General features: G+C 73.4%; 21 protein-coding genes. 6 read left to right on the plus strand and 15 right to left on the minus strand.

Translation table 11 applies throughout. From position 1 onward, the window contains the following. Positions 1-20: 20 nt before the first annotated feature. The 5 genes from HDA32_RS23650 to HDA32_RS23670 form a co-directional block, all read right to left on the minus strand. The gene (locus tag HDA32_RS23650; protein ID WP_179645284.1) at positions 21-1,319 is read right to left on the minus strand and encodes a serine/threonine-protein kinase; all 1,299 of its coding nucleotides are present in this window, start codon (positions 1,317-1,319) and stop codon (positions 21-23) included. Between the two features lie 30 nt (positions 1,320-1,349). Then, complete coding sequence (locus tag HDA32_RS23655) at positions 1,350-2,465, minus strand: SIS domain-containing protein (protein WP_179645285.1); 1,116 nt, start codon at positions 2,463-2,465, stop codon at positions 1,350-1,352. Positions 2,466-2,597: 132 nt separating this feature from the next. Then, positions 2,598-2,774 (minus strand): Trm112 family protein, encoded by a 177-nt coding sequence (locus HDA32_RS23660; protein WP_179645286.1) that lies wholly within the window; start codon positions 2,772-2,774, stop codon positions 2,598-2,600. A gap of 168 nt (positions 2,775-2,942) precedes the next feature. Beyond that, positions 2,943-4,307: a phosphomannomutase/phosphoglucomutase gene (locus tag HDA32_RS23665; RefSeq protein WP_179645287.1), complete on the minus strand. Its 1,365-nt coding sequence runs from the start codon at positions 4,305-4,307 to the stop codon at positions 2,943-2,945. 127 nt (positions 4,308-4,434) lie between these two features. After that, positions 4,435-4,833 (minus strand): DUF3499 domain-containing protein, encoded by a 399-nt coding sequence (locus HDA32_RS23670; RefSeq protein ID WP_179645288.1) that lies wholly within the window; start codon positions 4,831-4,833, stop codon positions 4,435-4,437. A gap of 188 nt (positions 4,834-5,021) precedes the next feature. On the opposite strand from HDA32_RS23670, the gene HDA32_RS23675 reads away from it, so the two are divergent. Then, positions 5,022-5,420, plus strand: coding sequence for a metallopeptidase family protein (locus HDA32_RS23675; RefSeq protein ID WP_179645289.1), 399 nt, complete (start codon positions 5,022-5,024; stop codon positions 5,418-5,420). An 11-nt stretch (positions 5,421-5,431) separates the two neighbouring features. On the opposite strand, the gene HDA32_RS23680 is transcribed toward HDA32_RS23675, so the two are convergent. The 4 genes from HDA32_RS23680 to HDA32_RS23695 all read right to left on the minus strand — a co-directional run bounded on the left by HDA32_RS23680 (position 5,432) and on the right by HDA32_RS23695 (position 12,738). Continuing rightward, the gene (locus HDA32_RS23680) at positions 5,432-6,868 is read right to left on the minus strand and encodes a DUF5719 family protein (RefSeq protein WP_179645290.1); all 1,437 of its coding nucleotides are present in this window, start codon (positions 6,866-6,868) and stop codon (positions 5,432-5,434) included. Then, complete coding sequence (locus HDA32_RS23685; RefSeq protein ID WP_312863304.1) at positions 6,865-10,038, minus strand: glycosyltransferase; 3,174 nt, start codon at positions 10,036-10,038, stop codon at positions 6,865-6,867. The genes HDA32_RS23680 and HDA32_RS23685 overlap by 4 nt, the downstream gene beginning before the upstream one ends. A gap of 494 nt (positions 10,039-10,532) precedes the next feature. Further along, on the minus strand, positions 10,533-10,820 hold the full coding sequence (locus HDA32_RS23690; RefSeq protein WP_179645292.1) for a WhiB family transcriptional regulator: 288 nt from the start codon (positions 10,818-10,820) through the stop codon (positions 10,533-10,535). Positions 10,821-11,034: 214 nt separating this feature from the next. Further along, positions 11,035-12,738 carry a hypothetical protein gene (locus HDA32_RS23695; protein WP_179645293.1) on the minus strand — a complete coding sequence of 568 codons (1,704 nt, stop codon included), beginning with the start codon at positions 12,736-12,738 and terminating at the stop codon, positions 11,035-11,037. Positions 12,739-13,003: 265 nt separating this feature from the next. On the opposite strand from HDA32_RS23695, the gene cofD reads away from it, so the two are divergent. From cofD to HDA32_RS23710, 3 genes are all read left to right on the plus strand, one after another. Then, positions 13,004-13,972 carry a 2-phospho-L-lactate transferase gene (gene cofD, locus HDA32_RS23700; protein ID WP_179645294.1) on the plus strand — a complete coding sequence of 323 codons (969 nt, stop codon included), beginning with the start codon at positions 13,004-13,006 and terminating at the stop codon, positions 13,970-13,972. Continuing rightward, positions 13,969-15,246 (plus strand): coenzyme F420-0:L-glutamate ligase, encoded by a 1,278-nt coding sequence (locus tag HDA32_RS23705; protein WP_179645295.1) that lies wholly within the window; start codon positions 13,969-13,971, stop codon positions 15,244-15,246. The genes cofD and HDA32_RS23705 overlap by 4 nt, the downstream gene beginning before the upstream one ends. A 363-nt stretch (positions 15,247-15,609) precedes the next feature. Then, the gene (locus tag HDA32_RS23710) at positions 15,610-16,842 is read left to right on the plus strand and encodes a glycosyl hydrolase family 18 protein (protein ID WP_376767025.1); all 1,233 of its coding nucleotides are present in this window, start codon (positions 15,610-15,612) and stop codon (positions 16,840-16,842) included. Positions 16,843-16,925: 83 nt separating this feature from the next. On the opposite strand, the gene HDA32_RS23715 is transcribed toward HDA32_RS23710, so the two are convergent. Then, on the minus strand, positions 16,926-17,099 hold the full coding sequence (locus tag HDA32_RS23715; RefSeq protein WP_179645296.1) for a hypothetical protein: 174 nt from the start codon (positions 17,097-17,099) through the stop codon (positions 16,926-16,928). Between the two features lie 169 nt (positions 17,100-17,268). On the opposite strand from HDA32_RS23715, the gene HDA32_RS23720 reads away from it, so the two are divergent. Further along, positions 17,269-18,030 carry a DUF1266 domain-containing protein gene (locus HDA32_RS23720; protein ID WP_179645297.1) on the plus strand — a complete coding sequence of 254 codons (762 nt, stop codon included), beginning with the start codon at positions 17,269-17,271 and terminating at the stop codon, positions 18,028-18,030. Positions 18,031-18,093: 63 nt separating this feature from the next. On the opposite strand, the gene HDA32_RS23725 is transcribed toward HDA32_RS23720, so the two are convergent. From HDA32_RS23725 to HDA32_RS23740, 4 genes are all read right to left on the minus strand, one after another. Further along, complete coding sequence (locus HDA32_RS23725; protein ID WP_179645298.1) at positions 18,094-20,712, minus strand: bifunctional FO biosynthesis protein CofGH; 2,619 nt, start codon at positions 20,710-20,712, stop codon at positions 18,094-18,096. Positions 20,713-20,779: 67 nt separating this feature from the next. After that, positions 20,780-21,964 (minus strand): glycosyltransferase family 4 protein, encoded by a 1,185-nt coding sequence (locus tag HDA32_RS23730; protein ID WP_179645299.1) that lies wholly within the window; start codon positions 21,962-21,964, stop codon positions 20,780-20,782. Then, the gene (locus HDA32_RS23735) at positions 21,961-22,761 is read right to left on the minus strand and encodes a hypothetical protein (RefSeq protein WP_312863305.1); all 801 of its coding nucleotides are present in this window, start codon (positions 22,759-22,761) and stop codon (positions 21,961-21,963) included. The genes HDA32_RS23730 and HDA32_RS23735 overlap by 4 nt, the downstream gene beginning before the upstream one ends. 332 nt (positions 22,762-23,093) lie before the next feature. Beyond that, positions 23,094-23,798 (minus strand): class I SAM-dependent methyltransferase, encoded by a 705-nt coding sequence (locus HDA32_RS23740; protein ID WP_179646907.1) that lies wholly within the window; start codon positions 23,796-23,798, stop codon positions 23,094-23,096. A gap of 86 nt (positions 23,799-23,884) precedes the next feature. Here HDA32_RS23740 and HDA32_RS23745 point away from each other — a divergent pair, with 86 nt between their 5' ends. Further along, on the plus strand, positions 23,885-24,826 hold the full coding sequence (locus HDA32_RS23745) for a lysylphosphatidylglycerol synthase domain-containing protein (RefSeq protein ID WP_179645300.1): 942 nt from the start codon (positions 23,885-23,887) through the stop codon (positions 24,824-24,826). On the opposite strand, the gene HDA32_RS23750 is transcribed toward HDA32_RS23745, so the two are convergent. Continuing rightward, on the minus strand, positions 24,823-25,908 hold the full coding sequence (locus HDA32_RS23750; RefSeq protein ID WP_179645301.1) for a glycosyltransferase family 4 protein: 1,086 nt from the start codon (positions 25,906-25,908) through the stop codon (positions 24,823-24,825). The two genes, HDA32_RS23745 and HDA32_RS23750, sit on opposite strands and share 4 nt — an antisense overlap. Between the last annotated feature and the right edge of the window lie 7 nt (positions 25,909-25,915).

Here is a 25,915-nt window from a genome sequence, read left to right on the forward strand (position 1 = left end):
GCCGCGGGAACGGGTCCGGCTCAGGCCACCGCGATCAGCAGCAGGAGCAGGAGCAGGATGACGATCGCGATGAGCACCGCCGGGATCACCCAGCCCTGGGAGAACACCGGGTCCTCCTCCGCGGGCCGGCGCTGCTGCGGGTAGCCCTGCTTGGGGGGAACGGTCTGCGGCGGCCGGACGGGCGTGCCGCGGTTGGCGTAAGGCGGGTTCGGGCCGGTCATCGGCGGGCGCGGGCCGCCCATGCCCGGGTGGCCCCCGGTGACGCCGGGACCGGGCATCGGCATGGGCCGCGGCGGGTTCGGGTTCGGGGGGGTGGGCGCGTAGCCGGGCTGCTGCGGGCCGGTCATCGGCCGACCGCCCATGCCGCCCACCGGGGGCTGCTGGTACGGGAGCGGCGTCTGCGGGCCGCTCGCGTAGCCGCGCGGGGGCGCCTGCGGGCCGCTGCCGGTCTCGGCCTCGGCGATGCGCTGGCCCTCGGCCATGGCCTGGTCGGTGGGGACCTCCTTGGTCTCCTCGTGGCCGAGGAGGCGCATCAGCAGCTTCTGCGCGGTGGGGCGCTGGGCGGGGTCCTTGCTGAGGCAGTCCTCGACGATGGGGCGCAGCGCACCGGTGACCCCGTCGAGCTCCGGCGGCGCGCTGACCACGCGGTGCACGACCGCGGGCACGCTGTCGGAGCCGAAGGGGGCGTTGCCTGTGGAGGCGAAGGCCATCACGCAGCCCCAGGCGAAGATGTCGACCTTGTCGGTGATGCCCGTGCCCGCGATCTGCTCGGGCGCCATGTAGGAGGGCGTGCCGACGATCGAGTTCGTCATCGTGGCCGTGCTGTCGGTGACCCTGGCGATGCCGAAGTCGATCACGCGCGGGCCGTCGGGGCCGAGCAGCACGTTGCCCGGCTTGAAGTCGCGGTGCACGATGCCGGCCTGGTGGATCGCCACCAGGGCCGTCGCGGTGGACACGGCCAGGCGCTGCAGCGACGCGCCCCGGCGCGGCCCGTCCCTGACGACGGCCTCCTGCAGCGAGGCCCCGGGGACGTACTCGCTGACGACGTAGGGCGGGTCGGCGTCGAGATTGGCCTCGTGGATCGCCGCGGTGCAGAAGGAGGCCACCTTCTGGGCGGCCCGCACCTCCTTCTCGAAGCGCTTGCGGAGATCGTTGTCCTGCGACCACTCCTCGTTGAGCACCTTGATCGCGAACTCGTCGCCTTCGAGGTCGCGACCGAGATACACGATTCCCTGCCCGCCGCGCCCCAGGCGTCCGACCACGCTGTAGTCGCCGAAGGCGGTGGGATCGCTCGGCGACAGCGATTCGTGACCGGGCATCAATCTCCTCCAGAGCGGTCGTGGATGGCGCTATCGCACGACCAGAGTATTCGTCAGCGGCTCCACGCCATACGCCACAGCAAGATACACAGTGGCGTAATCGGTTAGAGCGATCAAACCGGCCAGGCGTTCCATGGGGTGCCCGCCTTCGGCCGCGGCCTCGCTGACCGGGACTCCGTGCTCGCGGGCCCGCTGCTCGGCCTCCGCCAGGTCCCGCGCCGTCTCGGCCGGCTCCTGGTCGTCGCGCAGCAGCACCAGCCGCAGCCGCACGGCCCCCTCTTCGACCGGGTCGTCGAAGATGCTGCGCGGGCCGGTGCCGCCCAAGGGTCCGTCCAGGGTCGCGATCTGGTCGTGGACGATCCCGGGCGGCCGCCCGGACAGGGCGGGGCAGCGGGCGTTGGCGGCGAGCTGCGAGGCGAACCTGCGGGCGGCGAGCGCGGCGACGTCGGATCCGCCCCACACCATGGGCAGGGCCGAGGCGAGGTCGACGGCCAGCGTCTTGGCCGGATTCTCGAAGGTCTCGACCGCGGGCCCGCAGCGGTGCGCCACCTCTTCCAGGCGCGCGGCCGCCGCCTCGTAGACCTCGCCGGGAACCGCGGTCACACCGGCGTGGCCGGCCGCGGTGAGCAGCGGCACCGCCAGCGACCACAGCATCGCGCGCGGCTCGCCGGCGAGCGGCACCGCGACGTAGGGGGCGCGGGCCCGTTCGGCGAGCTCGGCGAGCGGGCCGTCCGGCACCCCGACGGCGAGGAACCGGCAGCCGCGGCGCACCGCCTCGCCCGCCGCGCGCACGGTCGGCTCGGCCTCGTGGCCGGATGTGGCCGCGACCGCGACGACGAGGTCGTACCCGCCGACCCAGCCGGGCAGCCGCTGGTCGCGCGCGGTGAGGACCGGGATGGGGCACCCGTTGCCGAGCACCGCCGCCAGCACGTCGCCGGCCAGCGCGGCGGCGCCGGAGCCGACCACGACGATCGAACGGGGCCGCCCCTCGTCGGCCAGCCGGTCGGTCCCCGACTCCAGCGCGATCGAGCGGGCCGAGCGCACCTGGGCCGCGGCCGAGGCGACCTGCCGCAGCGCCCCGCCGGGGTCGAGGCCGGGATCGGTGGCGAGGTCGTCGAGGCGGTGCTCCTCGAATTCCGGTGCCATGGAATCCTCCCGTACGCTCCTGGAAAGGGTCACGACAGAGGGTCTGGCTGTCGCAGTGCGCGCAGCGCCGGCGGCACGCGGACCCGTGCCTTGGCCGCACGCCCCGTCTGCGGCCCCGTGGTGCGAATCTCCCTAGCGGATCTCGCGGGCCTCGTCGACCAGCAGCACCGGGATGCCGTCGCGGATGGGGTAGGCCAGTCCGCTCTCGTCGCAGACCAGCTCACCCGCCTCCTCGTCGAGGCGCAGCGGGGCCTTGCTCTTGGGGCAGGCCAGGATCTCCAGCAGCCACTCATCGATCTTGGTGGTCATATCGTCGGTGTTTCCTGTTCGTAACCGGGTCGGTCGAGCTCTCTCACTGAGCTTCGACCATTGGATCCGCGCCGGGCCGGGCGGTCGGAATACGGCCCTCCTGTGCCGCCGGCGCTGCGCGCACTGCGACAGCCAGACCCCTTTACGGATCCGACCGTCAATGTTCGGTCAGGCGCGGACGATGCCGAGCACGTCGTCGCGCAGTTTCTGCATGGTCGCGGTGTCGGGGGCCTCGACGTTGAGCCGGAGCAGCGGCTCGGTGTTGGAGGCGCGCAGATTGAACCAGCTCCCGTCGGCGAAGGCGACCGTGAGGCCGTCGAGGTGGTCGACGGTGGCGTCGCCGCGGTCGGCGTAGGCGGCCTCGACGGCGGCCGAGCGCTCGGCCTGGTCGGCGACCTCGGAGTTGATCTCACCGGAGGCTGCGTAGCGGGAGTACTCGGCGGTGATCTCCGAGAGCGTCCGGGAGTCGGCGCCGAGCACCCTGAGCACGTGCATCGCGGCGAGCATGCCGGTGTCGGCCCGCCAGAAGTCGCGGAAGTAGTAGTGCGCGGAGTGCTCGCCGCCGAAGATCGCGCCGGTCTCGGCCATGGTGGCCTTGATGAAGGAGTGGCCGACGCGGGTCCGCACGGGTTCGCCGCCGTGCTCGCGCACGATCTCCGGCACGGCGCTGGAGGTGATCAGGTTGTGGATGATCGCCGCGCCGGGCTCCTTGGCCAGTTCCTGGACCGAGACCAGCGCGGTGACGGCCGACGGGGAGACCGGCTCGCCGCGCTCGTCCACGACGAAGCAGCGGTCGGCGTCGCCGTCGAAGGCCAGGCCGATGTCGGCGCCCGTCTCGCGCACCTTGGCCTGCAGGTCGGCGATGTTGGCCGCGTCCATCGGGTTGGCCGGATGGTTGGGGAAGGTGCCGTCGAGCTCGAAGTACAGCGGCACGATCTCCAGCGGCAGCGCGTCGAGCAATCGGTCGCCGAGGACCGCCGGCACGGTGTAGCCGCCCATGCCGTTGCCTGCGTCGACGACGGCCTTCAACGGCCGGATCCCCGAGAGGTCGACCAGGGAGCGCAGGTGCGCGGCGTACTCGGTGAGCAGGTCGCGCTCGGTGACGGTGCCCGCGGGGCCGTCGTGGGCGGGGACGCCCTCCTCCGCCAGGCGGCGGATCTCGTCCAGGCCGGTGTCGGAGCTGATCGGCGCCGCGCCGGCGCGGCACATCTTGATGCCGTTGTACTGGGCGGGGTTGTGGCTGGCGGTGAACATCGCGCCGGGCGCGCCCAGCCTGCCGGAGGCGAAGTAGAGCAGGTCGGTGGAGCCCAGGCCTGCGGCGACGACGTCGGCGCCCTGGCCGGTGGCCCCTTCGGCGAACGCCGCGGCGAGCTCCGGGGAGGAGGGGCGCATGTCGTGCGCGACGACGATGGTCTCGGCCTCGACGACCCGGGCGAACGCCGCGCCGATGGCGCGGGCGATTTCGGCGTTGAGCGTATCGGGGATCACACCCCGGACGTCATATGCCTTGAAGATCTGACCGAGGTCACCCACAGCTGCTCCGAAGGTCGTCGTGTGGCCGGGCCCGCGAACCGCGACGGCCCGCGTGCTACCAACGTACAAGACCCGGAGCGCGGGCACGGGGGCGCCCGGCGACGGGGAGCCCGGCCGCGACCGGAGGTCAGGCGTCCTGCGAGGGGCGCGCCGGAGGGTGGGACTGGCCTGGGCGGGCGGACTCGGACTTCACCACGCGCAGGTGGCCGCGGCGGTGGGTCTCGACGCCCTGGCCGACCGGTTCGGTCCCGCTCGGCGGCCGGGCCGCCTCGCGCACGGCGTCGGCCAGGGCCTCCAGGTCGTCGCTGCCGGGTCCGCCGACGTTGTCGGCCGGGAGCCGGACCACCTCCCAGCCGCGCGGCGCCGTGAGGCGCTCGGCGTGGACCGCGCACAGGTCGTAGCAGTGCGGTTCGACGTAGGCGGCGAGCGGTCCGAGGACGGCGGTGGAGTCGGCGTAGACATAGGTGAGCGTGAACACGGCTGGCTGCCTGCACGCGGTGCGCGAGCAGCGACGTACAACGCTCACGAGCACAGACGCTATCCCTTTCCCGGCCCGTTTGCCAGCATCGCCCCACTCGCGCCCGCGGCCGCGCGGCCGCTCACCGGGGGACCGCCGGGGGCCGCCGATCCTCCCGGGGGCTGCGCACGGGGCCGCCGATGGCATAGTCTCGATATGTGCGACGAGTGCACCTTCACCGGCCTCAAGCCGACCGAGTGCGACGCAGGGACCGCCGCGGACGTGGCGTCCGCGGTCCACTGACGCCGCCAGAGCTGCCCGTTTCCCGGAGCAGGGCGCAGATCTTCGACGACCTGGTGCTCGACGCCGTCGAGCGGCTGGAGCGCGTCTGGGCCCGTGAACTCGCCAACGTGGAATTCCTGGTCGAGGACGTCCCGCACGTCCCGTCCGGGGTCACCGCCGAGGACGGCATCCCGTTCTCCCGGCTCGAAACGGCCAAGTCCGGCCAGGCCAGGATCATCGTCTACCGGCGCCCCGTGGAGATCCGCACCAAGGACCCCGACGAGATGGCGCTGCTGGTCTACGACACCGTCGTCGAGGAGGTCGCCAACCTCCTCGGCCTGGAACCGGAGACCGTGGACCCCGAGGCCGGGTAGGCGCGCACCCGCTACCGCACCACGCTGGTGAGGCTGTCCGAGACCGGGGGAAGCGGGACCACGGCGGGGGCCGGGGGGAGGGGCCGCACGGCGGTGGCGCGGTCGTCGCCGGAGCCGTCGGTCAGGACCCTGGCGGCGTGCACCGGGCCGGGGCCCGAGGTCTCCACGATCCAGGCGTGCGCGGCGCCGGGCGACTCCGGTTCGGCGCGCGCGGTGCGCCCGGCCTCGACCTCGACCTCCAGGACCTCCCCCGCGGTGCCGTCGGCCAGCACCGGGGTGACCCGCACCGACGCCGCGTCCCCCGGGGCGCCCAGGAGCAGCTCGGTCGCCGTCCCCTCGGGGTTGGCCGGCAGCACCGCCCTGCTGTTCACGCCCTTCTCCAGCGGCGGCACCGCCGCGGTGTAGGCCGTGTCGTCGCCTCCGGCGCGGTCCAGCGCGAGACCGACCACGATCGGGCGCTCGGACTCCACCACGACCGTGCCCGGCTCCTTGTCCAGCGGGCCCTCCAGGCTCAGCGCGGCCGAGGCCGCCGGTGGGATGTCCAGGCCGTCGAGCGCCTCGTGCTCGGCGTCGCCCTCGGGCGTGATGACCCGCACCGACGCCGTTGCCGGGTCGTTCCCCGGCGCGGCCACGATGAGCCGCTTGGCCCCGTTGCCCGAGGGGACCCCCGGTATGACGTGCCGCTTGGCGGGCGGCGACGTGGGCGGCACCCAGTCCGAACCGGAACCGGAACGCTCGGCGAACAGCGCGGGCGCGACCCGGCCCGAGTTGGTCCGCACGTGCACCGCGACGGCTTCGGTGGACTCGATCAGCGGGTTCAGCGACAGCTCGACCGTGTCGTGCGGGTCGACCGTGATCCCCCGCGTCTCGTCCGAGTACGCCGGCCCGTCGGTGGCGTAGAGGTCGACGTTCACGGTGGCCGGGGTGTCGTCGACGTTGGTCAGGTTCAGCGTCAGCTCGTCCAGCTCCGCCCCGCCCGGCGCGGCGAACCACGTGCTCAGGCTCGGCTGGGTGCAGCGCAGCTCGGTGGCGTAGGAACCGTCCTCGCCCACGGTGACCTGGGCGACCTCCAGTCCCGCGGCGAGGGCGCCCGTGGCCCGCACGACGGTGCCGCCTCCGGCTCCGCCCTCCTCGCTCCACAGCCGTCCGGCCTCGCTCAGCTCGCCCAGGGGCTCGGCGTCCGCGGCGTTCTCCTCGGCGACCAGGGAACCGCCGCTCTCACCCTCGTCGCTCTCCGGGGCGAACGCGGCGACCCGGGTCAGCCGGTCCTCGCCTTGCGGCGCGGGGCACACCCTGAGGGCCGACTCCACGCGGGCCGGCTCGGCCGTCGCCGCGTCGGTGCGCCCCAGGCCGAACGCGCCGGTCAGGAACGCCACGCCGAACAGCGCGGCCAGGGCCACCACGACCAGGCCGAAGAGGGCGAACCGGTTCTCGACGATCAGTCTCACTGGATACTGCTCCCTCGCTGTCGGCTCCGGCGGCGGCCCCGATGGCCCCGGGTCGCCCTCCGCGTCCCGGCCGCGGCACGGCGGCGCGGCCGTCGCGGCCTGGGCCGCGGCTGGGCGGCCTGCTCGCCGGCGTCCTCCTCGGTGCGGGCGCCGGGCAGCGCGAGCACCACGACGACGAGGAACAGCGCCCCTTGGACGAAGAGCCAGATCTGGCGGGTGACCCCGGTCCTGGCGATCTCCAGGCGCCCCCCGTCGGCCGGCAGGTCGAACGTCTGCATGTGGTACCGGGTCGAGCCCTGCGCGAGCTCCTCGCCGTCCAGGGTGGCGCGCCAGCCGCCGTCGGCGGGTTCGGCCAGCGTCAGCGTGCGGGGCCCGCTGCCCGGCGGCACGGTCACGTCGGCCTCGACCGGGCCGGACTCCAGGACGGTCGGCGGGTCCTCCTGCGGCGAGCCGGTGACGATGCGCAGCCGCCCGGTCTCCTCGCCGGTCCGCCACAGCCCGAAGTCCTGCGTGAGCTGGAGCCGCTGCATCCCCGGCGTCGCGTCCACCGTGTTGGCCAGGGTGACGTCGACCTCGTCGCCGATCTCGGGCGCGGGCACGAGCACGTAGCGGACGCCGAACTCGGCGAGGACGGCGCTCTCGTCGCCGCCGCGGCCGGCGACGAGCGAGGCCACGACCGCGTCGAGCTCCGCAGACGGGGCGTCCTCCACGGGGATCTGCGGCTCGCCGAGGCGGGGCTCCCTGCCGCGCAGCACGCTGTAGTCGACGGAGCCGTCCTCGTTCTGGGCGACGACCAGCGTGCGCGGCTGCGTGCCGTCGGCGCTCAGCGACTCCAGGAAGGGCGGGATGGAGGGCGGGGCGCTGCCGCTGAGCGGCCCCTGGACGCCGTTCCACATCCAGGTGCCGGCGGCGGCGACCGGCGTGGTCAGCGCGAGCAGCGCGACGGCGAGGGCGAACAGCCGGGGTGCACCGCCGAGGCGCCACAGGTCGCCGAAGGACTGGGCCGCCGTGGCCGCCGACAGCAGCATCGCCGTCGCCGCGAAGGCCAGCGCGACACCGGGCCAGGCCACCGCCTGCTCGCCGCTGTAGGGCGAGGTGACCGGGGTCCGGCTGAGCACGATCGCCACCAGGATCCCGAACAGCGCGATGCACCAGCCGGCCGCGACCATCATCCGGCGCCTGCGCAGCAGCAGCGCGCACAGCGCCGCGGCGACGAAGCCGCCGGTGACCCAGATCGGCGGCAGTCCGGGGCCGCCCGGGGAGAGCAGCAGCAGCGACTGGGCCGGGAGCCGCTCCTCGGAGAGGCCGCCGCGGTGCAGGCCGGCCTCCAGCAGCCACAGCGACGGGTGCAGGAACAGCTCCAGCGTCCACGGCAGCAGCAGCACCAGCGGGGTGACCAGCGCGATGCCGAGGCTGACGTGCAGCCGGCGGCCGATGTGGCCGAAGGCCAGGGCGACCAGCCCGCCGGTGAGCAGCGCCAGCACCCACACCAGCGGCACGAACGCCGTCGCCAGCGACAGGAGCAGCGCGAGCGCCCAGGCCGAGCGGCGCGACCGCCGCGGCGGCAGCGTCAGGATGCGGGTGACGAGGATGCCCAGCACCGGGAAGAGCGCGTGCACCAGCGCCGTCCCCAGCCGCCCCTGGGCGACCGCGCCGGTCGCCATCGGCAGCAGCGCGTAGGAGGTGGCCATCCACAGTTGGGCCGGCCGGTAGTGCAGCACCCGCCGGGCCAGCAGGTAGGCGGTCAGGCCGGCCAGGGGGACGCAGCCCAGCAGGATGATGGTGACGGCCAGCCACGGCTTGCCCAGCGTCAGCGTGGACAGGATCGCGAGCATGCCGATGTAGGGCGGGGCGGCGGCGTCGGAGCCGATGCCGACGTCGTGCCAGCTCGCGACGTACATGGCCCACAGGTCCGATGCGCCGCCCCAGACCGGGGGCAGCGCGCCGCCGGCGAGCCGGTCGCCCAGCAGCAGCGAGCGCTCGGCGATCAGCGAGACGACGACGAGACCGAGGACGAGCAGCACGCCCGGATGGGTGATCGCCCGGCGCAGCAGGCCCTGGTCGTCGCGGAGCGGATCGTCGTCGTCGGCGCTGGGGGCGGTCGTGACGGCCTGGTGTCTGCCGGGGGTGTCCAGCAGCGGCGAGCCCGAGAAGAGGTTGGCGAGCGCGTCGGTGAACTGCCGCACCGCCACGCCGCGGGCCATGAACGGCTGGATCGCGCTGTAGGTGCGGCGGCGGTTGCGGCGCCGCCGGAACCGGGCGCGGACCAGCCGCACCGGCATCAGGTACACCAGCGTGATCGCGACCGCCTCGTCCAGTGCGTTGGCCGGCTGCTTGGCCACGATGTACATCAGCACCCGCAGCAGCGAGGCGAAGGAGTTGCGCACCAGCGCGCCCAGCATCGCCCCGAAGGGCAGGTTGGCCAGCAGCACGAACAGCGCGTTGCGCCGGTCGACGCGGCGCGGGTGGTCGCTGGTGGCGCTGATGCGGCGCCGCCGCCGGGCCGCGGCCTCGGCGTGGTGGGCGACGGCGTCGGTGACGATGAGCACCCGGTGGCCGGCCCCGCCGGCGCGCCAGCAGAAGTCGATGTCGTCGCGGAACAGGGCGAGGCCGGGGTCGAAGCCGTCGAGCGCCTCCCAGACGTCGCGGCGCACCAGCATCCCCGCGCTGGAGACGGCGAGCACCTGGCGGGTGCCGTCGTGCTGGCCCTGGTCGAACTCGCGGGGCTCCAGACCGGTCTCGCGGCGGCCGGCGCCGTCGATGGTCACCCCGGCCTCGACCAGCAGCCGGCGGTCGAACCAGTCCCGCAGCTTCGGGCCGAGGATCGCGGCGCGGGCGTCGTCGTTGGCCGCGGTCAGCAGGTGCTGCAGCGCGTCGGCGTGGGGCGTGCAGTCGTCGTGGATCAGCCAGATCCACTCGGTGGCGTCGGGGGCTCCGGGGAACTCGGTGCGCGACCGGGGGTGGTCGAGAGCCGCCTGGACCGCGTCTCCGTAGCCGGTGTCGCGGGGCAGCGTGATGATCGCGTCGGGGGCGATGAACTCGGCGAGGATGGTGCCGCTGCGGTCGCGGCTGCCGGTGTCGACTCCGACGACCCGCTGGACCGGCCGCGACTGGGCGCGCACGGCCTCCAGTGTTTCGGGCAACCAGCGGGCGCCGTCATGTGTGACCACGACGGCCGTGACGATGTGGCGAGCGGGGTCCAGGGGTAGCACGGCTGGTGTTCGCTCTCGGGGATTCGGGTTTGAACAAAAGGGAGATTACGGTCAGGTCAGGACTCTAGTGGCAGCTCACCCTACGCCAGTGGAGCCCCGCGCGGAGCCATGACGCTCAACGGCCGGGGGCGCCACGGCGGCCGCGGACGTCGGCGTCCGGCCCACTGATCGGGCCTTGACCGCTGCGTTCGGGGCGAGGCGGGACCTCACGCCCGGATCCACCGTGCCGCCGGCGCTACGCGCACTGCGACAGCCACCCCCCTGCGCCGACCCGACCGTCGAACATCGGTGGGGTTTCCCTGCCCGTGTGGCCTGGAGCCCCCCGCGGGAACGGTCCGCTGCGCTGCCCCTGCCGCCCGGTCGGCGCTCCCTCGTCCCCGCCGCGAGCGTCCGGGGAAAGACGTGCGCCCCGGCGAAAGCGCCGGGGCACACGGGCACGTAGGCCGGTCGAATCACAGCATGTCGGTCAGGAAATCGAAGTCCTGCCCGACGGCTTTCTTCAGCCTTCGACGCTCACGTTCGGAGAGTCCCCCCCAGATGCCGAAGCGCTCGTCATGCTCCAGCGCATATTCCAGGCACTCCGCCCGCACCTCGCACGAATGGCAGACCTTCTTGGCCTCCCGCGTCGAGCCGCCCTTCTCGGGGAAGAACGCCTCGGGATCGGTCTGCGCGCACAAGGCGCGTTCCTGCCAGCCCAGATCTTCGTCTGCGCCGTGCGCCAGCGGGATGACCTCGCTCATGCGCACCTCCTATTGCCCCCCTAGATGTACCCTCCCTTTCGACCCCCGGGAGGGTGGAATCACACCTTGAAATTACACGCGCGTGTCTTGCTATACGTCAAGCACGTGGCGTGGTAATCCCCTGAATATCACGTAACAAACGGCGACTCGCCGTCCGCACGCGCATCTCAGCGGATTACCACGCGTTTTTCACGGTGTCGTGGGAGCGAGGAGGTCAGCGGCGGTCGTCGTCGCGGTACCAGCCCTGCTGCCGGTCATCGGATTCCGACCCCGAGTGTCGCGGCTGGTCAGAGGGGTGGTTGTCGCCGTAGGAGCCGGCGGCGTCGTGCGGCTGGGCGGGGTATCCGCCGGTCCCGTACTGCCCGCCGTAACCCGGTTCGACCCGCATGGTCGCCTCGGAGTCGTTCTGCTCATCGGAGTGGAAGAACGGCTCCAGGGGCGTGTCGCGGCGCTGCTCGGGCTGCTGGCCCTGCTGCCGGCCGCCCTCCCCGACCTGCGCCTGCTGGTACCAGCCGTACTGGACGGCCTCCTGCGCGGCCCGCTCGCTGGACTGGGCGTGCTCATCGGCGGGGTAGCCGCCCGGGGTCCCGGTGCCCGGGTTCTGCACGATGGTCGCGTCGGAGGCGGGGTAGCCGCCGCCCGGAGCTCCCGTGACCGGGTTCTGCACGATGGTCGCCTCGGAGTCGGCGCCGGTGCCGTAGCCCTGCTGGGAGGCGTCGTAGCCGTAGGGCTGCGCCGCCTGATCACCGGCGGGCTGCGCCTGGCCGGGGTCGTAGGCCGAACCGTAGGCCGCCTGACCACCGGTGCCGTAGGACTGCGCGGGCTGCCCCCCGCTGGGCGAGACCTGACCCGGATCGTAGGCCGAACCGTAGGCCGCCTGACCGCCCGTGCCGTAGGACTGCGCGGGCTGCCCCCCGCTGGGCGAGACCTGGCCCGGATCGTAGGCCGAACCGTAAGCGGCCTGGCCACCGGTGCCGTAGGGCTGCTGCGCGGCCTGCTGGCCGTAGGGGTCGTAGCCGGGCTGCTCCGCGCCGCTGTAGCCCGGCTGGCCGGCGTAGGGCGGCTGCTCCGGCTGCTGCCCGTACTGCGGCTCGGCGTAGGACTGCTGCGCGCCGGTCTGGGTGTAGCCGGCCGGGTACTGGCCGTAGACGTCCTGCCGGCCGGCCCAGTCCTGGGCGGGGGCCTGGCCGTAGCCCGGCTGCGCCTGCCGGCCCTGGTCGTAGCCCGCGGGCTGGGCGTAGACGTCACCGCCCTGCTGCGGCCAGCCGGTCTGGCCCGAACCCGTCAGGCCGGGGTCGGCGTAGTTCTGCTGGGCCGCCCAGTCCTGCTGCGGCTGCTGGGCGCCGGCCTGGTAGCCCTGGCCGGTCTGGGCCGGGTCGGCCTGCGGGGCGAACGACGCCTGCGCGCCGGTCTGCGGGAACATCGGGGACGGCCCGCCCTGCGGGAACGCCTGCTGCTGCGGGCCGGCGCTGCGCGGCACGAGCGTCTGGTCGCCGAAGAGCCGCATCAGGAACAGGCCGGCGAAGACCAGGATGGCCAGGTTGGCGACCGTGACGAAGAAGTTGCTGAATCCCACGGCCGCGTTGTCGCCGGTGAGGAAACCCATGATCAGGGTGATGACCCCGAAGACGGCGCCGATGCCGAGGAGGATCATGGCGGCCAGCACGACCGGGAAGGTGCGCGGCGACTTCTTCGGCGCGGTGATCATGAGGAGCACCGCGACGACGATCAGCGCGACGGTGACCGGGCCGAAGAACGCACCGGCCCTGTCGACCATGTTGCCGGCCACGGGAACGGAGCCATATCCGGCGCCCGCCCCGAAGATGTTGATGAGGCCCGCAAGCATCTGCACGGCCACGGCGCCGAGCAGCGCCCAGGCGGCAGGCTCCCGCAGCCTGTGGATGGCTTCGTTGTTCAAGAGAGGTTCCCCTCCGCTGCTTCACTGTCGCGTCGGTGGAAGCTTTGCATATCGTCGGGTTGTCAAGTGAATCGGCCGTGAGACGCGGAGAAGACCGACGGATCCGTTTCCTAGCGGCCGCACGCAGGTCGGAGGGGCCCGACGTGCGCGAAGGATGCGTGCCTCCCCCGTGCGCGCGGGCGGCGCGGACGGGTACGGGCCGTCCACCGACCGGAGCCGCGGGGGCACGGCACATACACCGAACCACCCTGCCAGACTTGTGCCCATGCGGATAGTCGTGCTGGCTGGCGGGATCGGAGGCGCGCGGTTCCTGCGCGGCCTCAAGGCGACACTCGGGATCGGAGCGGAGGATCCGCAGGGCGGATCGAGCATCACGGTCATCGGCAACACCGGTGACGACATCACCCTGTTCGGTCTGCGGATCTGTCCGGATCTGGACACGGTGATGTACACCCTGGGCGGCGGGATCAACGAGTCCCAGGGCTGGGGCCGCGCCGACGAGACCTTCACGGTCCGCGCCGAACTCGCGGCCTACGGCATGGAGCCGCAGTGGTTCGGCCTGGGCGACCGGGACGTGGCGACCCACATCGTGCGCGCGCAGATGATGGCGGCCGGGTACCCGCTGTCCGCGGTCACCGAGGCGCTGTGCGACCGCTGGCGGCCGGGTGTGCGGCTGATCCCCATGACCGACGACCGGGTGGAGACGCACGTCGTGGTCGAGGACGAGCAGGGGCGCAGGGCGATCCACTTCCAGGAGTGGTGGATCCGGCACCGCGCGGCGCTCCCGGCCGAGGCCATCGTGGGCGTGGGCGTCGAGGAGGCCAAGCCGGCGCCCGGCGTGCTGGAGGCCGTCGCCGAGGCCGACGTCGTGCTGCTGCCGCCGTCCAACCCGGTGGTCAGCGTCGGTTCCATCCTGGGCGTGCCCGGCGTCCGCGAGGCGGTCGCGGCCAAGACGGTCGTGGGGGTCTCCCCGATCATCGGCGGCGCCCCCGTGCGCGGGATGGCCGACGCCTGCCTGAGCGCCATCGGGGTGGAGACGAGCGCGCGGGCCGTCGCCGAGCACTACGGCTCCGAACTGCTGGACGGCTGGCTGGTGGATGAAACCGACGCGGGCGCGGCCGTGGCGGGCGTCGAGGTGCGCTCCCGCCCGCTGTACATGAGCGATCCCGAGGCGACGGCGGCGATCGCCCGCGCGGCGCTCGACCTCGCCGTCGAACTGAAGGAGCGGGCATGACCTCCCTGAGCATCGAGGGCGTTCCCGGGCTGCCCGAGGTGCGCGCCGGCGACGACCTCGCCGAACTGATCGCCTCGGCGGCGCGACCGGTGGACGGCGACGTCGTCGTGGTGACGTCGAAGGTGGTGAGCAAGGCCGAGGGGCGCGTGCGGCGGATGGACCGCCAGGAGGCGATCGACTCCGAGACGGTGCGCGTGGTGGCCCGGCGGGGCGACACCCGGATCGTGGAGACCCGGCACGGGCTGGTGATGGCCGCGGCCGGGGTGGACGCCTCCAACGTCGAGGCGGGGCACGTCCTGCTGCTGCCGGAGGATCCCGACGCCTCGGCGCGGCGGCTGCGCGCCGGGCTGCGCGAGCGGCTCGGCGTCAACGTCGCGGTCGTCGTCACCGACACCTTCGGCCGCCCGTGGCGGGTGGGCCAGACCGACATCGCGATCGGCGCGGCCGGCATCGACGCGCTGGAGGACCTGCGCGGGCGGTCCGACACGCACGGCAACGTGCTGGAGGTCACCCTCAACGCGGTCGCCGACGAGATCGCGGCAGCGGGCGAGCTGGTCAAGGGGAAGGCGACCGGCGTGCCGGCGGCCGTCGTGCGCGGCCTGGGCCACCTGGTCACCGAGGCCGACGGCGCGGGGGCCGCCGTCCTCGTCCGCCCGGCCGACGAGGACATGTTCCGGTACGGCTCGCGCGACGTGGTGCCCGCGCGGCGCACGATCCGCGACTTCACCGACGAACCGGTGGACCCGGCCGCGGTGCGCCGGGCGGTGGCCGCGGCCGTCACCGCGCCCGCGCCGCACCACACGACGCCGTGGCGCTTCGTCCTGGTGGAGTCGGCCCGGACGCGCAAGCGGCTGCTGGACGCGATGCTCGACGCGTGGGTGGCCGATCTGCGCCGCGACGGGTTCGGGGCGGACTCCGTCGCCCGGCGCACCCGCCGCGGCGACGTCCTGCGCCGCGCGCCCTACCTGGTCGTCCCGTGCCTGGTCGCCGACGGGGCCCATCCCTACCCCGACGAGCGCAGGGCCGCGGCGGAGCGCTCGATGTTCCTGGTCGCGATGGGTGCGGGCGTGCAGAACCTGCTGGTGGGCCTGGCGATGGAGGGGCTGGGCTCGGCCTGGGTGTCCTCGACGATGTTCTGCCCCGACGTGGTCCGCGAGGTGCTGGAGCTGCCCCAGGAGTGGCAGCCGATGGGCTCGGTCGCCGTCGGCCGCGCCGCGGCCCCGCCGAAGGACCGCCCGCCCAGGTCCCCGGATGCGTTCATCGAGGTGCGTTGAGGGTCTTCCATCGGCCTTGGGCTCCAATCCCGGCCCCAGGGGGTTGGTAAGGCCCGCCCAAGGAGGGATGGCGTGCGGGTGGGCGATTTCCGTCTAGGGGCCTTCGGCCACGCGAGAGGATCGCCCGGTCACCGCGGATCCCACCTGTGGCTAAGGTTCACGACCCCCGGTGGCCAGGGTGAGGTTCAAGTCCAAGAGCTGCGGCGCCCAGAAATTGAAAACTTTCTTTCCAATCTCATTGCCTTCCGCGGCCATTTCTCTTAGGTTTGTTTCCAATTTAAGCGCTGGCCGAATCCGGACATCGCGAGAAGACGCCCCATCACGTCGCACCCCGCTCGACGGACAAGGAGCATCCCCTTGACACTGTCGCCCCTCCGAACAGTGACGACCCTCTTCTCAGCACTACTCGTGGCCCTGACCGGCGCGCTCATGGCGGTGAGCCCGGCCAAGGCGCAGCCGGCGCCGGCCGAGTCCGCCGCCGAGGTTGCCCCCGGGGAGCAGTGGCTCACCGGGTACTGGCACAACTTCGACAACGGCTCGACCGTCCTGGAGATCAGCGACGTCCCGACCGCCTACAACCTGATCGCGGTCGCATTCGCCGACAACGCCCCCGGGGTCCCCGGCGGGATCACCTTCAACCTGGCCGGCGGTGAACTCAACGGCTACACCGAGCAGCAGTTCAAGGACGACATCGCCGCGGTACAGGCGCAGGGCCGCAAGGTCGTCATCTCCGTGGGCGGCGCGCTCGGCCACGTCGACGTCACCAACGCCACGCAGGCGCGCAACTTCGCCGACACCGCCTACGCACTCATGCGGGAGTACGGCTTCGACGGGGTCGACATCGACCTCGAGCACGGCATCAACGCCCAGTACATGGCCCAGGCGCTGCACTCGCTGTCGGACCGGGCCGGGTCCGACCTCATCGTGACGATGGCCCCGCAGACGATCGACTTCCAGTCGGCCAACGCCGGCTACTACCGGCTGGCCCAGGAGATCTCCGACATCCTGACCATCGTCAACATGCAGTACTACAACTCCGGCTCGATGCTCGGCTGCGACCAGCAGGTCTACAGCCAGGGCACGGTCGACTTCGTGACCGCGCTCGCCTGCATCCAGGTCGAGATGGGACTGCGCCCGGACCAGGTCGGCCTCGGGCTCCCGGCCGTGCCGTCGGCCGCGCCGGCCGGCGGGTACCTGGCGCCGAACGACGTCGTCCGCGCCGTCGACTGCCTCGAACAGGGCACCGGCTGCGGGTCCTTCGCCCCCGACACGCCCTACGGCCCGATCGGCGGCGTGATGACCTGGTCGATCAACTGGGACGCCACCAACGGCTACCAGTTCGCCAACACGGTGGGCCCGCGCCTGGGCAACCCCGGTCCGGGCGAGCCCGACCCCGGCGACCCCGGCGATCCGGGTGACCCCGACCCGGGCGACCCGGGCGACTGCACCGCGGCGGCCTGGTCCTCCGACACCGTCTACACCTCCGGCGACCGGGTCTCCTACGACGGCCGCACCTACGAGGCCCGGCACTGGACCCGGGGCGACACCCCCGCGGCCAGCCAGTGGGGCCCCTGGAAGGACCTCGGCGCCTGCTGACCCTCCCCACGACCGCTTCCCGACCGGAACGGACGAGCCGGGGCGGCCCGCGCGGCGTGAACCGCGCGGGCCGCCCCGGCGCGTCAGACGGTGACCAGGGTCAGGGCGGAGTCGATCTTGGCGAGGTCACCCGGGTCGGAGGTGAAGATCGCGGCGCCGAGCTTGCGGGCCAGCAGGGCAACGTGCATGTCCACCACATCGCTGGCGCCCGAGTCCGCGAGTGTGCAGCCGAGCTGAAGAGCGAGGCCCTCGGTCATCTGGTGATGCGCTTGAAGCTCATAACCCGATCATAAGTCGCGCACACTCGTCGGCGCAGGAGTCCGGCCTTGTCGGGCCTTCCGTGCTATAACCTCGGTCCCCCGTGATCGACACGGCCGCGTCCGGTGCGTCGCGGCCCACCCAGCACGTCAGCGCAACGGGGGACAGGTGCGACAGCAGAACGTTCCGGCCGTGCTCGCCGAGCCCTACGGCCACTTCCACGGACCGATGGCGCACGCGTTCGCGTGCGGCGCGCAGATGGCGGTCACCAACGAGGCGCCGTGGAACACGATCGCCAGGTCGTGCTCCTGCTGCGGCCCCGTGGAGAAGCGCGAGATGCTCCGGGAGAGCTGGGGCGTCACCGACCTCGCGAGCTGGCGCGGGCAGCTCGAGGCGCTGCTCGGCGACGACAGCAGCGACCGCACCGCCACCCTGGTCCTGGGGCTGCGCCGACAGGCCGCCCAGTGGTACGGCTCCGCGGTCGACGCGACCACCTGGCGCGGGGCCGTCGAGCAGTGGTGTCGGCAGAACCGGCAGGGCGACGGCGTCTACCAGCGGCTGCTGAGCCGGGCCGGCGCGGTGCTGGACTACGAGAGGCGCTTCGTGGCCGACGGCCTGCTGCCGCCCGGCGGGTTCGTCACCCACATGATCGCCTACGACTTCGGGCGCGCCGTGAACATGGCCCGCTGGGGCGTGCACGCGGAGTTCGCCGACCCGCGCACCGCCGAGTGGTACGTGCTGCGCGCCGGCGAGCAGGCCCGCCGGCACTACGCCTCCTGGGCCGACCTGTCGGCCGGCTACGCGCTGGGCCGCGTGCTGCGCTTCGACGACGGCGAGTTCGGCCCGTACTACACCGGCCCGCTCGCCGCCCACCACGCCCTGATGTCCGATCCGCAGAGCCCCTGGCGCAACATCCCCTGGAACCTGTGACGCCGGCCCCGGCCCCGGACCGCGCGGGAACGCCGCCGGTGGCGCCGGGGCCGGCGGGAGCCGTCAGACCACGGGCAGGCGGGGGCGGCGCACGCTCGCGGCGACGCCGTCGTGGGCCTCGGCCGCCGCGCGGCGCTCCGGCGGCACCTCACCGTAGAGCGTGTCGCGCTGGCGCAGCGGGCGGCCGGTCGGCTCGACCAGGGCCCGGATGTCGCTGATGGTCTTGAACGACCCGTTGTCGGAGCCGGCCATGCGGCTGATGGTCTCCTCCATCAGCGTGCCCCCGACGTCGTTGACGCCGCCGTTGAGGAGCAGGCGGCAGTGCTCGTCGGCCAGCTTCACCCACGAGCACTGGATGTTGGGGACGTGGCCGTGCAGCAGCAGCCTGGCCAGCGCGTGCACCGCGCGGTTCTCCCGCACCGTCGGCCCGGTCCTGGCCAGCCCGGCCAGGTAGATCGGCGCGTTGGTGTGCACGAACGGCAGCAGCACGAACTCGGAGAAGCCCGGCCGCCCGTTGCGCCGGACCGCGCGCTCCTGCAGCGAGCGGATCAGCTTGATGTGGGCCACCCAGTGCTCGGGGGTGTCGACGTGGCCGTACATCATCGTCGACGTGGTCGGGATGCCGAGGTCGTGGGCCGCGGTGACCACCTCGACCCACTGGGCGGTGGGCAGCTTGCCCTTGGTCAGCACCCAGCGGACGTCGTCGTCGAGGATCTCCGCCGCGGTGCCGGGGATCGAGCCCAGCCCGGCCTCGCGGGCCCGCAGCAGCCATTCGCGCACCGGAAGGTCGGTGCGGGCGGCGCCGTTGACGACCTCCATCGGGCTGAACGCGTGGACGTGCATGTCCGGCACCCGCTCCTTCACCGCGCGGGCGATGTCGAAGTAGGCGGTCCCGGGCAGGTCCGGGTGGATGCCGCCCTGCATGCACACCTCCGTCGCGCCGGCCTCCCAGGCCTCGGCGGCCCGGTCGGCGACCTGCCCCAGGGAGAGCGTGTAGGCGTCGGCGTCGGTGCGGCGCTGGGCGAACGCGCAGAAGCGGCAGCCGGTGTAGCAGACGTTGGTGAAGTTGATGTTGCGGGTGACCACGAACGTCACGTCGTCGCCGACCGCGTCGCGGCGCACGCCGTCGGCGAGCGCCGCCAGTTCCTCCAGCTCGGGGCCGTGGGCGTAGAGCAGGGCCAGGGCCTCCTCGTCGCTCAACCCGGCCGGGTCGCGCTCCGCGCTGCGCAGCGCCGCGCGGATCTCGGGGTCGAACCGGCGGGGCGCGCCGACGCCCAGCGCCGGGCGGGCGATCCGTTCGCGCAGCAGCGACCAGTCACCGTAGACGGCGTCGAAGTCGCCGCGGCGATCCCCCGTCCGGCCCTCGGCGTCCACGCCGACGTGCAGGTCGGTGCGGCCGGAGGACGCCATGGCCGCCTCCGGCTCCTGCCACGGGCGTCCCTTGACGACCGCGTCGGCGCGGGCCAGCCCGGTCTCGGGGTCGGCGAGCGCGGCGACGTGGGAGAACAGCCGCGGGTCCAGCCACGGCTCGCCCTGGCGGACGTATTCGGGGTAGATCGTGAGACGCTCGCGGAGTTCGAAGCCGGACCGGGCGGTGTGCTCGGCCAGCGCGTCGATCTGCGGCCAGGGGCGCTCGGGGTTGACGTGGTCGGGGGTGAGCGGGGAGACGCCGCCCCAGTCGTCGATGCCGGCGCGCATCATGAGGCCGAAGTCGTCGCCGATCAGGTTCGGCGGGGCCTGCACGCGCGCCCTGGGCCCCATGACCAGCCGGGTCACGGCGATGGTCGCGGCGAGCTCGGCGAGTTCGGCGTCGGGGCGGTGCATCATCGCGGTGTCGGGCTTGGCCCGGAAGTTCTGCACGATGACCTCCTGGATCCCGCCGTACTCGCGCGCGACTCTGCGCAGGGCGAAGACGGAGTCGGCGCGCTCGGCGGCGGTCTCGCCGATGCCGATCAGGATGCCGGTGGTGAAGGGCACGTTGCAGCGTCCGGCGTCCTCCAGGACGCGCAGCCGCACCGCCGGGTCCTTGTCGGGGCTGCCGTAGTGGGCCTGGCCGCGTTCGGTGAACAGCCGCTCGGAGGTGGTCTCCAGCATCATCCCCATGGACGGCGAGACCGGTTTGAGCCGCTGGAGGTCCGACCAGCTCATGACGCCGGGGTTGAGGTGCGGCAGCAGACCCGTCTCCTCCAGGACCGCGATCGCCATGGCCCGGACGTAGGAGAGGGTGTCGTCGTAGCCCTGCTCGTCCAGCCATTGGCGGGCCTGTTCCCAGCGCTCCTCGGGACGGTCGCCGAGCGTGAAGAGGGCCTCCTTGCAGCCCATGGCCGCGCCCTGGCGGGCGATCTCCAGGATCTCGTCGGGCGAGAGGTAGGGGGCCGGGAGCCTTCCGGGGACCGTCGCGAAGGTGCAGTAGTGGCAGCGGTCGCGGCAGAGCCGGGTCAGCGGGATGAAGACCTTGCGGCTGTAGGTGATGACGCCGGGCCGCCCGGCGGCCTCCAGCCCGGCGTCGCGGACCCGGCCGGCGTGGTCGAGCAGCGTGTCCAGGTCGTCGCCGCGCGCGTGCAGCAGAACCTCGGCCTCGGCGGCGTCCAGGGCCTTTCCGTCGCGCGCCCGCGCCAGCGCGCGCCGCATGGCGGAGGCGGATGGGACCTGTCCGGTGTTCCCGTTTCCAGCAGCACTCATAAGCGGCACGATACGGGTCGGGCCCCGGGCCGACGGCGGCGGCCCGGGGCCCGCGCCCGGGTGTCCGTCAGGCCGCCGCGGCGGTGTCGGCGGTCTTGACCGCCAGGCGTTCGTTGATGAACTTCTCCCAGCGCTCGGTGATCAGCGGGAGGTCGTAGCGGCGCGCCGTGCGTACCGCCTCCTCCCCCATGCGGCGGCGCTCCTCGGGGTCCTCCACCAGGCGCAGCAGGCCGGAGGCCAGGGCGCCGACGTCCTGGTGGGGCACGAGCAGGCCGTCGCGCTCGGAGGTGATGATCTCGCGCGGACCGTGCGGGCAGTCGAAGCTCACGGCGGGCACGCCCACCGAGAAGCCCTCGATGATCGTCATGCCGAAGCCCTCGGTGCGCGAACTGACCGCGAGGATCGACGCCTTGGCGAGCTCGCCGGTCAGGTCCTTGGTGCGGCCCATGATGGCGACCTGGTTGTGCAGCCCGAGCTCGGCGATCTTGGCCTTGAGCGCGCCCTCGTTACCGCCCCCGCCGTAGATGCGCAGCCGCCACTCCGGATGCGCCTCGGCGACCACCGCGAACGCCTCCAGGAGCTTGGGGTACTGCTTGATCGGGGTGAGGCGCCCGGCAGTGGCGATGATCGGGTTCTCCAGCGTGGAGCGCGGGTAGTCGCCCGGCGGCAGGCCGTTGGGCATCGTGGTGATCCAGTCGGGCCGACCGGGAAGGTACTCCTCGTAGGCGCGCTTGTCGGCCTCCGTGAGCACGGTCAGGCCGTTCAGCCGCGGGTAGTACCGCCGGATCGCGTCGCGCACGTCGTGCTGGTGGTTGTCGAGGTTGACGTGCTCCTGGCCGATGGTCAGCAGCCCGGGCGGGGCCCACCTGGCCAGGAGCATGTTGACGCCGGGCCGGGTGCCCACGACCACGTCGGCGTCGGTGCCGCGCAGGTACCTGCGCAGCTCGTACTCGGTGCGGCTGTTGAAGGCGCCGTTGCGCTCCTGTTCCGACTTCGGCACGGTGCCGCAGGCCCGCTTCTCCCGCCACCGGGCGACCATGGGCTGCTTGGGGCGCTGCGTCCATTCGCGGGAAGGGGCCAGCGCGCGCACCGCGACGCCCTCGGGCACCGTGAAGAAGGGCTTCTCGCGGTGGTTGATGAGGCTGATGATCTCGACCTCGTGCCGCTCGGCGAGGCCGCCGGCGAGGTTGAACACGGTGCGGATGGTGCCGCCCATGCCGTAGGCGTTGGCCAGGAGCAGTGCGATCTTCACTCGTGGGCTCCCTGCGCCTTGTCGCCGCGGGCGTCGGTGGCCAGCAGCGAGAGATCGTCGTCGACCGTGTAGTAGGGACGGATCCTCACCCGCCGCTCGGCGCCGCCGAGCACCGCGGCGGGGAACGTGAAGCGCTTCTTCTTGCCGACGATGTCGTCGGCGCGCGAGGCCAGGCGCAGCTCGGCGTCGGCGAGCGGCGTGCGCAGCCAGAGGTCCCACTCGTTGTGGGCGCGGTCGAAGTCGTGCGCCTCCGACATGGGCGCCAGGGGGATCCGGCAGCGGAACGCGGCGTCGGCGAGCTCGGCCTCCACCGTCACGACGCCCGAGCGCTTGCGCTGGCGGACGACGAGCTGCGCCTCCTGGCGCCCGGGCCGCCGCGGCACGTAGGCCGGCACCCCGGAGACGGTGATCTCGGTCTCGTCGATGTCGATCCGTTCGACCTCGGCGTAGGGCAGCACCGACGCGGCGCGCAGCCGCAGTCGGCCCTCCGGGGTGCGGACCACCCGCAGCTCCCTCTGCCGGGGCTCGGCGAGATAGGCCGAGCGTTCCCGGAGGCTGAACCCCGGGTCGGCGGTGGCGACCGGCTCGGTCCGGCCGTCGGCCCGGACGAACACGACGTCCCACACGCCGTCGGCCAGCGGCAGCTCGTCCAGCTCGGCCCGGAGCCGACCGCCCTCGCGGCGCACCCGCGGCACCGGGACGGTCTCGGCGCCCTCGCCCCGCGAACGCAGCGCCAACCCCGCGTCGGCTTCCTCTGCGAACTCCGCCCCGGACTCGCGGAAACGCAGCTCCAGCACGTTCCCCGAATCGATCCGACTCAGCTCTGCCTGCACTGTCCCCTACCCCCTGTATCCGAAAGATGCGACACCTGTGCACACGGCTGCGGCCATGCGACTACCCGGGTATCGACGAAGAATTCGGCCGTGAGCGGGACGGACCGGTGACCTGTGAACGCGTGGTCCGGCCGTTGCCCGGACCGGGCGCGCGATCCTGTAGGTGACGCACGGTATCCCTCTATGGTTAAAGCTTGGTTAAGAAACAAGTCTGGTGCTTCTTATCCGGACGTGCTATAGGACGCGCCGGACCCGCCGCCGGTTCGCGGACGCGCCGGGATTTCAGGGGACCGCGGTCAGGCACCGCGCTTGCGTGCGCGCAGCAGCACGATGCTGCCGCGGGTGTTGGGCTCCCTGCGGTCACTGAGGGAGACCAGCGGGATCAGCGGAGCGGCGGCGTTGAAGCCGAACCGGCCGCCGTGGGCCGACAGGCTCAGGTAGCCGCGCTCGGCGGCGCGACCGCGGAACTGGTAGCTGTGCTCGCGCACCTCCAGCCCGCACCCGTCGAGGAGCTCGGTGAGCCCGCCGTGGGTGTAGGTGCGCTGCACGTGGTAGCGGCGGCGGTGCGCCTCGAACAGCGCCGGCCACGCCGCGCGGCGGGACAGGCAGTCCGCCGACATGACGAGCTCCCCGCCCGGTCTGAGCACGCGGGCCATCTCGCGCAGCGCGGCCGGGCCGTCGTCGAAGTGCTCGATCGCGCAGATCGACATGACCTTGTCGACCGTCCCGTCCAGCATCGGCAGTCGCAGGGCGTCGCCCTCGACCAGCGCGGGAGCGTGCCTGAGCAGCCTGCCCCGCAGCATCTTGCGCCGGGCCAGGTCGACGGAGACCGCCCGAGCGCCGCGCCGCCGGGCCTGGGCCGCCCAGTAGCCGTCGCCCCCGGCGACGTCGAGGACGACCTGCTCCCGCAGGTCACGGCCGAGCCAGCGGAGCAGGGTTCCGGCCTCGCGGTAACGGCACACGTGGATCTGGTGGCCGGCGAAGGCGATGACATCAGGCATGCGCACGCAGATCACCTTACTGAGGTCTGCGTCGGCCGTGTGCCGTGGCCGCATCGGGCCGCATCGGCGCGCACTACCCTGGCCACGTGCTGAGCCGTCTCCGCGCCAACCCCTGGGTGCGCACCGCGATCGTCCTGGTGGTCCTGGCCTGCGCCGGCTACGCGCTGCACGACCGCTGGGACGAGGCGAGCGAGGCGCTGGCCGCGCTGTCGCCGTGGGCGGTCGCGGGCTCGGCGGGCGCGGCTCTGGCCGGGCTGGGCGCGCAGATGCTGGCGTGGCGGGCGATCCTGGCCGACCTCGGCTCGCCGCTGCCCGCGGGGACCGCGGCGCGGATCATGTTCGTGGGCCAGCTCGGCAAGTACCTCCCGGGGTCGGTGTGGGCGTTCGTCGCACAGGTCGAGCTGGCCAGGGACCGCGAGGTGGCACGGCAGCGCGGGATCACCGCGACCGTGCTGGCCGTCGTGGTGACGCTGACGGTCAACCTCGCCGTGGCCGCGGCGACCCTGCCGTTCGCCGCCGAGGAGGCGGCCCGCCGCTGGTGGTGGGTGCTGGCGTGCGCACCGGTCCTGCTCGCCGCGCTGCATCCGCGCGTGGTGACGTGGCTGGTCCACGCTGCGCTGCGGCTGGCCCGCCGGTCCAGGGCCGTACCCGACGAGGAACTGGAGCGGGTGAGCGGGCGCGGCATGGCCGCGGCGGTGGGCTGGTCGGCGGCGGCCTGGATCCCGCTGACCGCGCACGTCTGGCTGCTCGTGGCCGGGGTGGGCGGCGACGGCGCCGCGGCCCTGCCGGTCGCGGCCGGGGCCTATGCGCTGGCGTGGACGCTGGGGGTCGTCGTCGTCCTGGCGCCCGCCGGGCTGGGCGTGCGCGAAGTGGTGCTCGTGGTGGGCCTGGCCCCGGTGCTGGACCCGGGTCCGGCACTGGTGGTGGCCGCGCTGTCCCGGCTGGTGATGACGGCGGCCGACCTGCTGTGGGCCGGAGCCTCCCTCCTCCTCCCCGGAGGCCGCCGCGGCCCGGCGATGACGGGTTAGACCTCCGCGGTCAGGGCCTCCAGGTACCTCGTCCAGTACGGCTCCGGGTCGACCGGGCGCACGCCGGCGCGCAGCCGCAGCGCCTCGCCCGGCGCGTAGAACGCACGCAGGGTCCGGGCCAGGTCGTCGGCGTCACCCGGTTCGCACAGCAGGCCGTCGACGCCCTCGCGCACGTGGTCGGGCAGGGTGCCGGCGCGCGTGGCGATCACCGGGCGCCCGTGCTCGTGGGCGAGCCAGACGTTCTGCGACGCGGTCGCGTTCCGGTAGGGCAGCACGAGGGCGTCGGCCGCGGCGAACAGGCCGTCGAGCTCGCCGGCCGGCACGTACCCCTCGCGCAGCTCCACCCGGTCGGTGATTCCGAGGTCGGCCGCGAGCCCGCGCAACTCGTCCGAACCGCCCCAGAACTCGCCCGCGACGGTCAGCGACACCCCCGGCGGGCCGGAGGCGAGCGCGCGCAGCAGCACGTCCACCCCCTTGTAGGGGCGCACGATGCCGAAGAAGAGCAGCCGCCGGTGCACCGACTCCCGATCGGGGGCCGGCCGGGCGCGGATCGCGGGGAGGTGCGGCGGCAGCTCCGCCGTCCGCACGGCGGAGCCGGTGAGCGACCGGGCGAGCTCCGCCTGCTCCGGCGAGTGGGTCAGCACCGCGCCGACCCGGCCCAGCAGCGCGCGCACGAGGGCTGCGTCGAGCGCGCCGCGCTCGTGCGGCAGCACGTTGTGGCACAACGCGACCGCGGCGGCCCTGCGGCCCGCGCCGCCGAGCAGTCCCAGATACGGCGGCACCTGCAGCGGGGTGAACAGGGTGAGCACGACGAGGTCGGCCCAGCGGCCCAACCGCCGCCCGGTCCGCCACCACCCGTCCGGCCGGTACCAGGCGAGCTCGTGCCGGGTGCGCGGGTAGGGCTCGCCCTCGGGCGCGTCGATGCGCTGCTCGCCCGGGTAGAGCAGCGCGGGGTACTGGGCGCGCCAGGACTCGATGACGGTGTCGTGCCCTGCGGCGGCGAGCCGGTGCGCGAGCTCCGTGGTGTGCCGGGCGCCGCCGCCCTTGTAGGGGTGGGCCGGCCCGACCAGCGCGATCCGCATGCTCCTC

Origin of the sequence: Spinactinospora alkalitolerans, from assembly GCF_013408795.1 — a bacterium.
GTDB lineage: Bacteria > Actinomycetota > Actinomycetes > Streptosporangiales > Streptosporangiaceae > Spinactinospora > Spinactinospora alkalitolerans.

Bases quoted from the DNA above. Each gene is read 5' to 3' on its own strand.
- HDA32_RS23725 (WP_179645298.1), bottom strand. From the start codon at position 20,712: ATGAGTGCTGCTGGAAACGGGAACACCGGACAGGTCCCATCCGCCTCC.
- cofD (WP_179645294.1), top strand. From the start codon at position 13,004: ATGCGGATAGTCGTGCTGGCTGGCGGGATCGGAGGCGCGCGGTTCCTG.
- HDA32_RS23715 (WP_179645296.1), bottom strand. From the start codon at position 17,099: ATGACCGAGGGCCTCGCTCTTCAGCTCGGCTGCACACTCGCGGACTCG.
- HDA32_RS23650 (WP_179645284.1), bottom strand. From the start codon at position 1,319: ATGCCCGGTCACGAATCGCTGTCGCCGAGCGATCCCACCGCCTTCGGC.
- HDA32_RS23750 (WP_179645301.1), bottom strand. From the start codon at position 25,908: ATGCGGATCGCGCTGGTCGGGCCGGCCCACCCCTACAAGGGCGGCGGC.
- HDA32_RS23740 (WP_179646907.1), bottom strand. From the start codon at position 23,798: ATGCCTGATGTCATCGCCTTCGCCGGCCACCAGATCCACGTGTGCCGT.
- HDA32_RS23660 (WP_179645286.1), bottom strand. From the start codon at position 2,774: ATGACCACCAAGATCGATGAGTGGCTGCTGGAGATCCTGGCCTGCCCC.
- HDA32_RS23705 (WP_179645295.1), top strand. From the start codon at position 13,969: ATGACCTCCCTGAGCATCGAGGGCGTTCCCGGGCTGCCCGAGGTGCGC.
- HDA32_RS23690 (WP_179645292.1), bottom strand. From the start codon at position 10,820: ATGAGCGAGGTCATCCCGCTGGCGCACGGCGCAGACGAAGATCTGGGC.
- HDA32_RS23655 (WP_179645285.1), bottom strand. From the start codon at position 2,465: ATGGCACCGGAATTCGAGGAGCACCGCCTCGACGACCTCGCCACCGAT.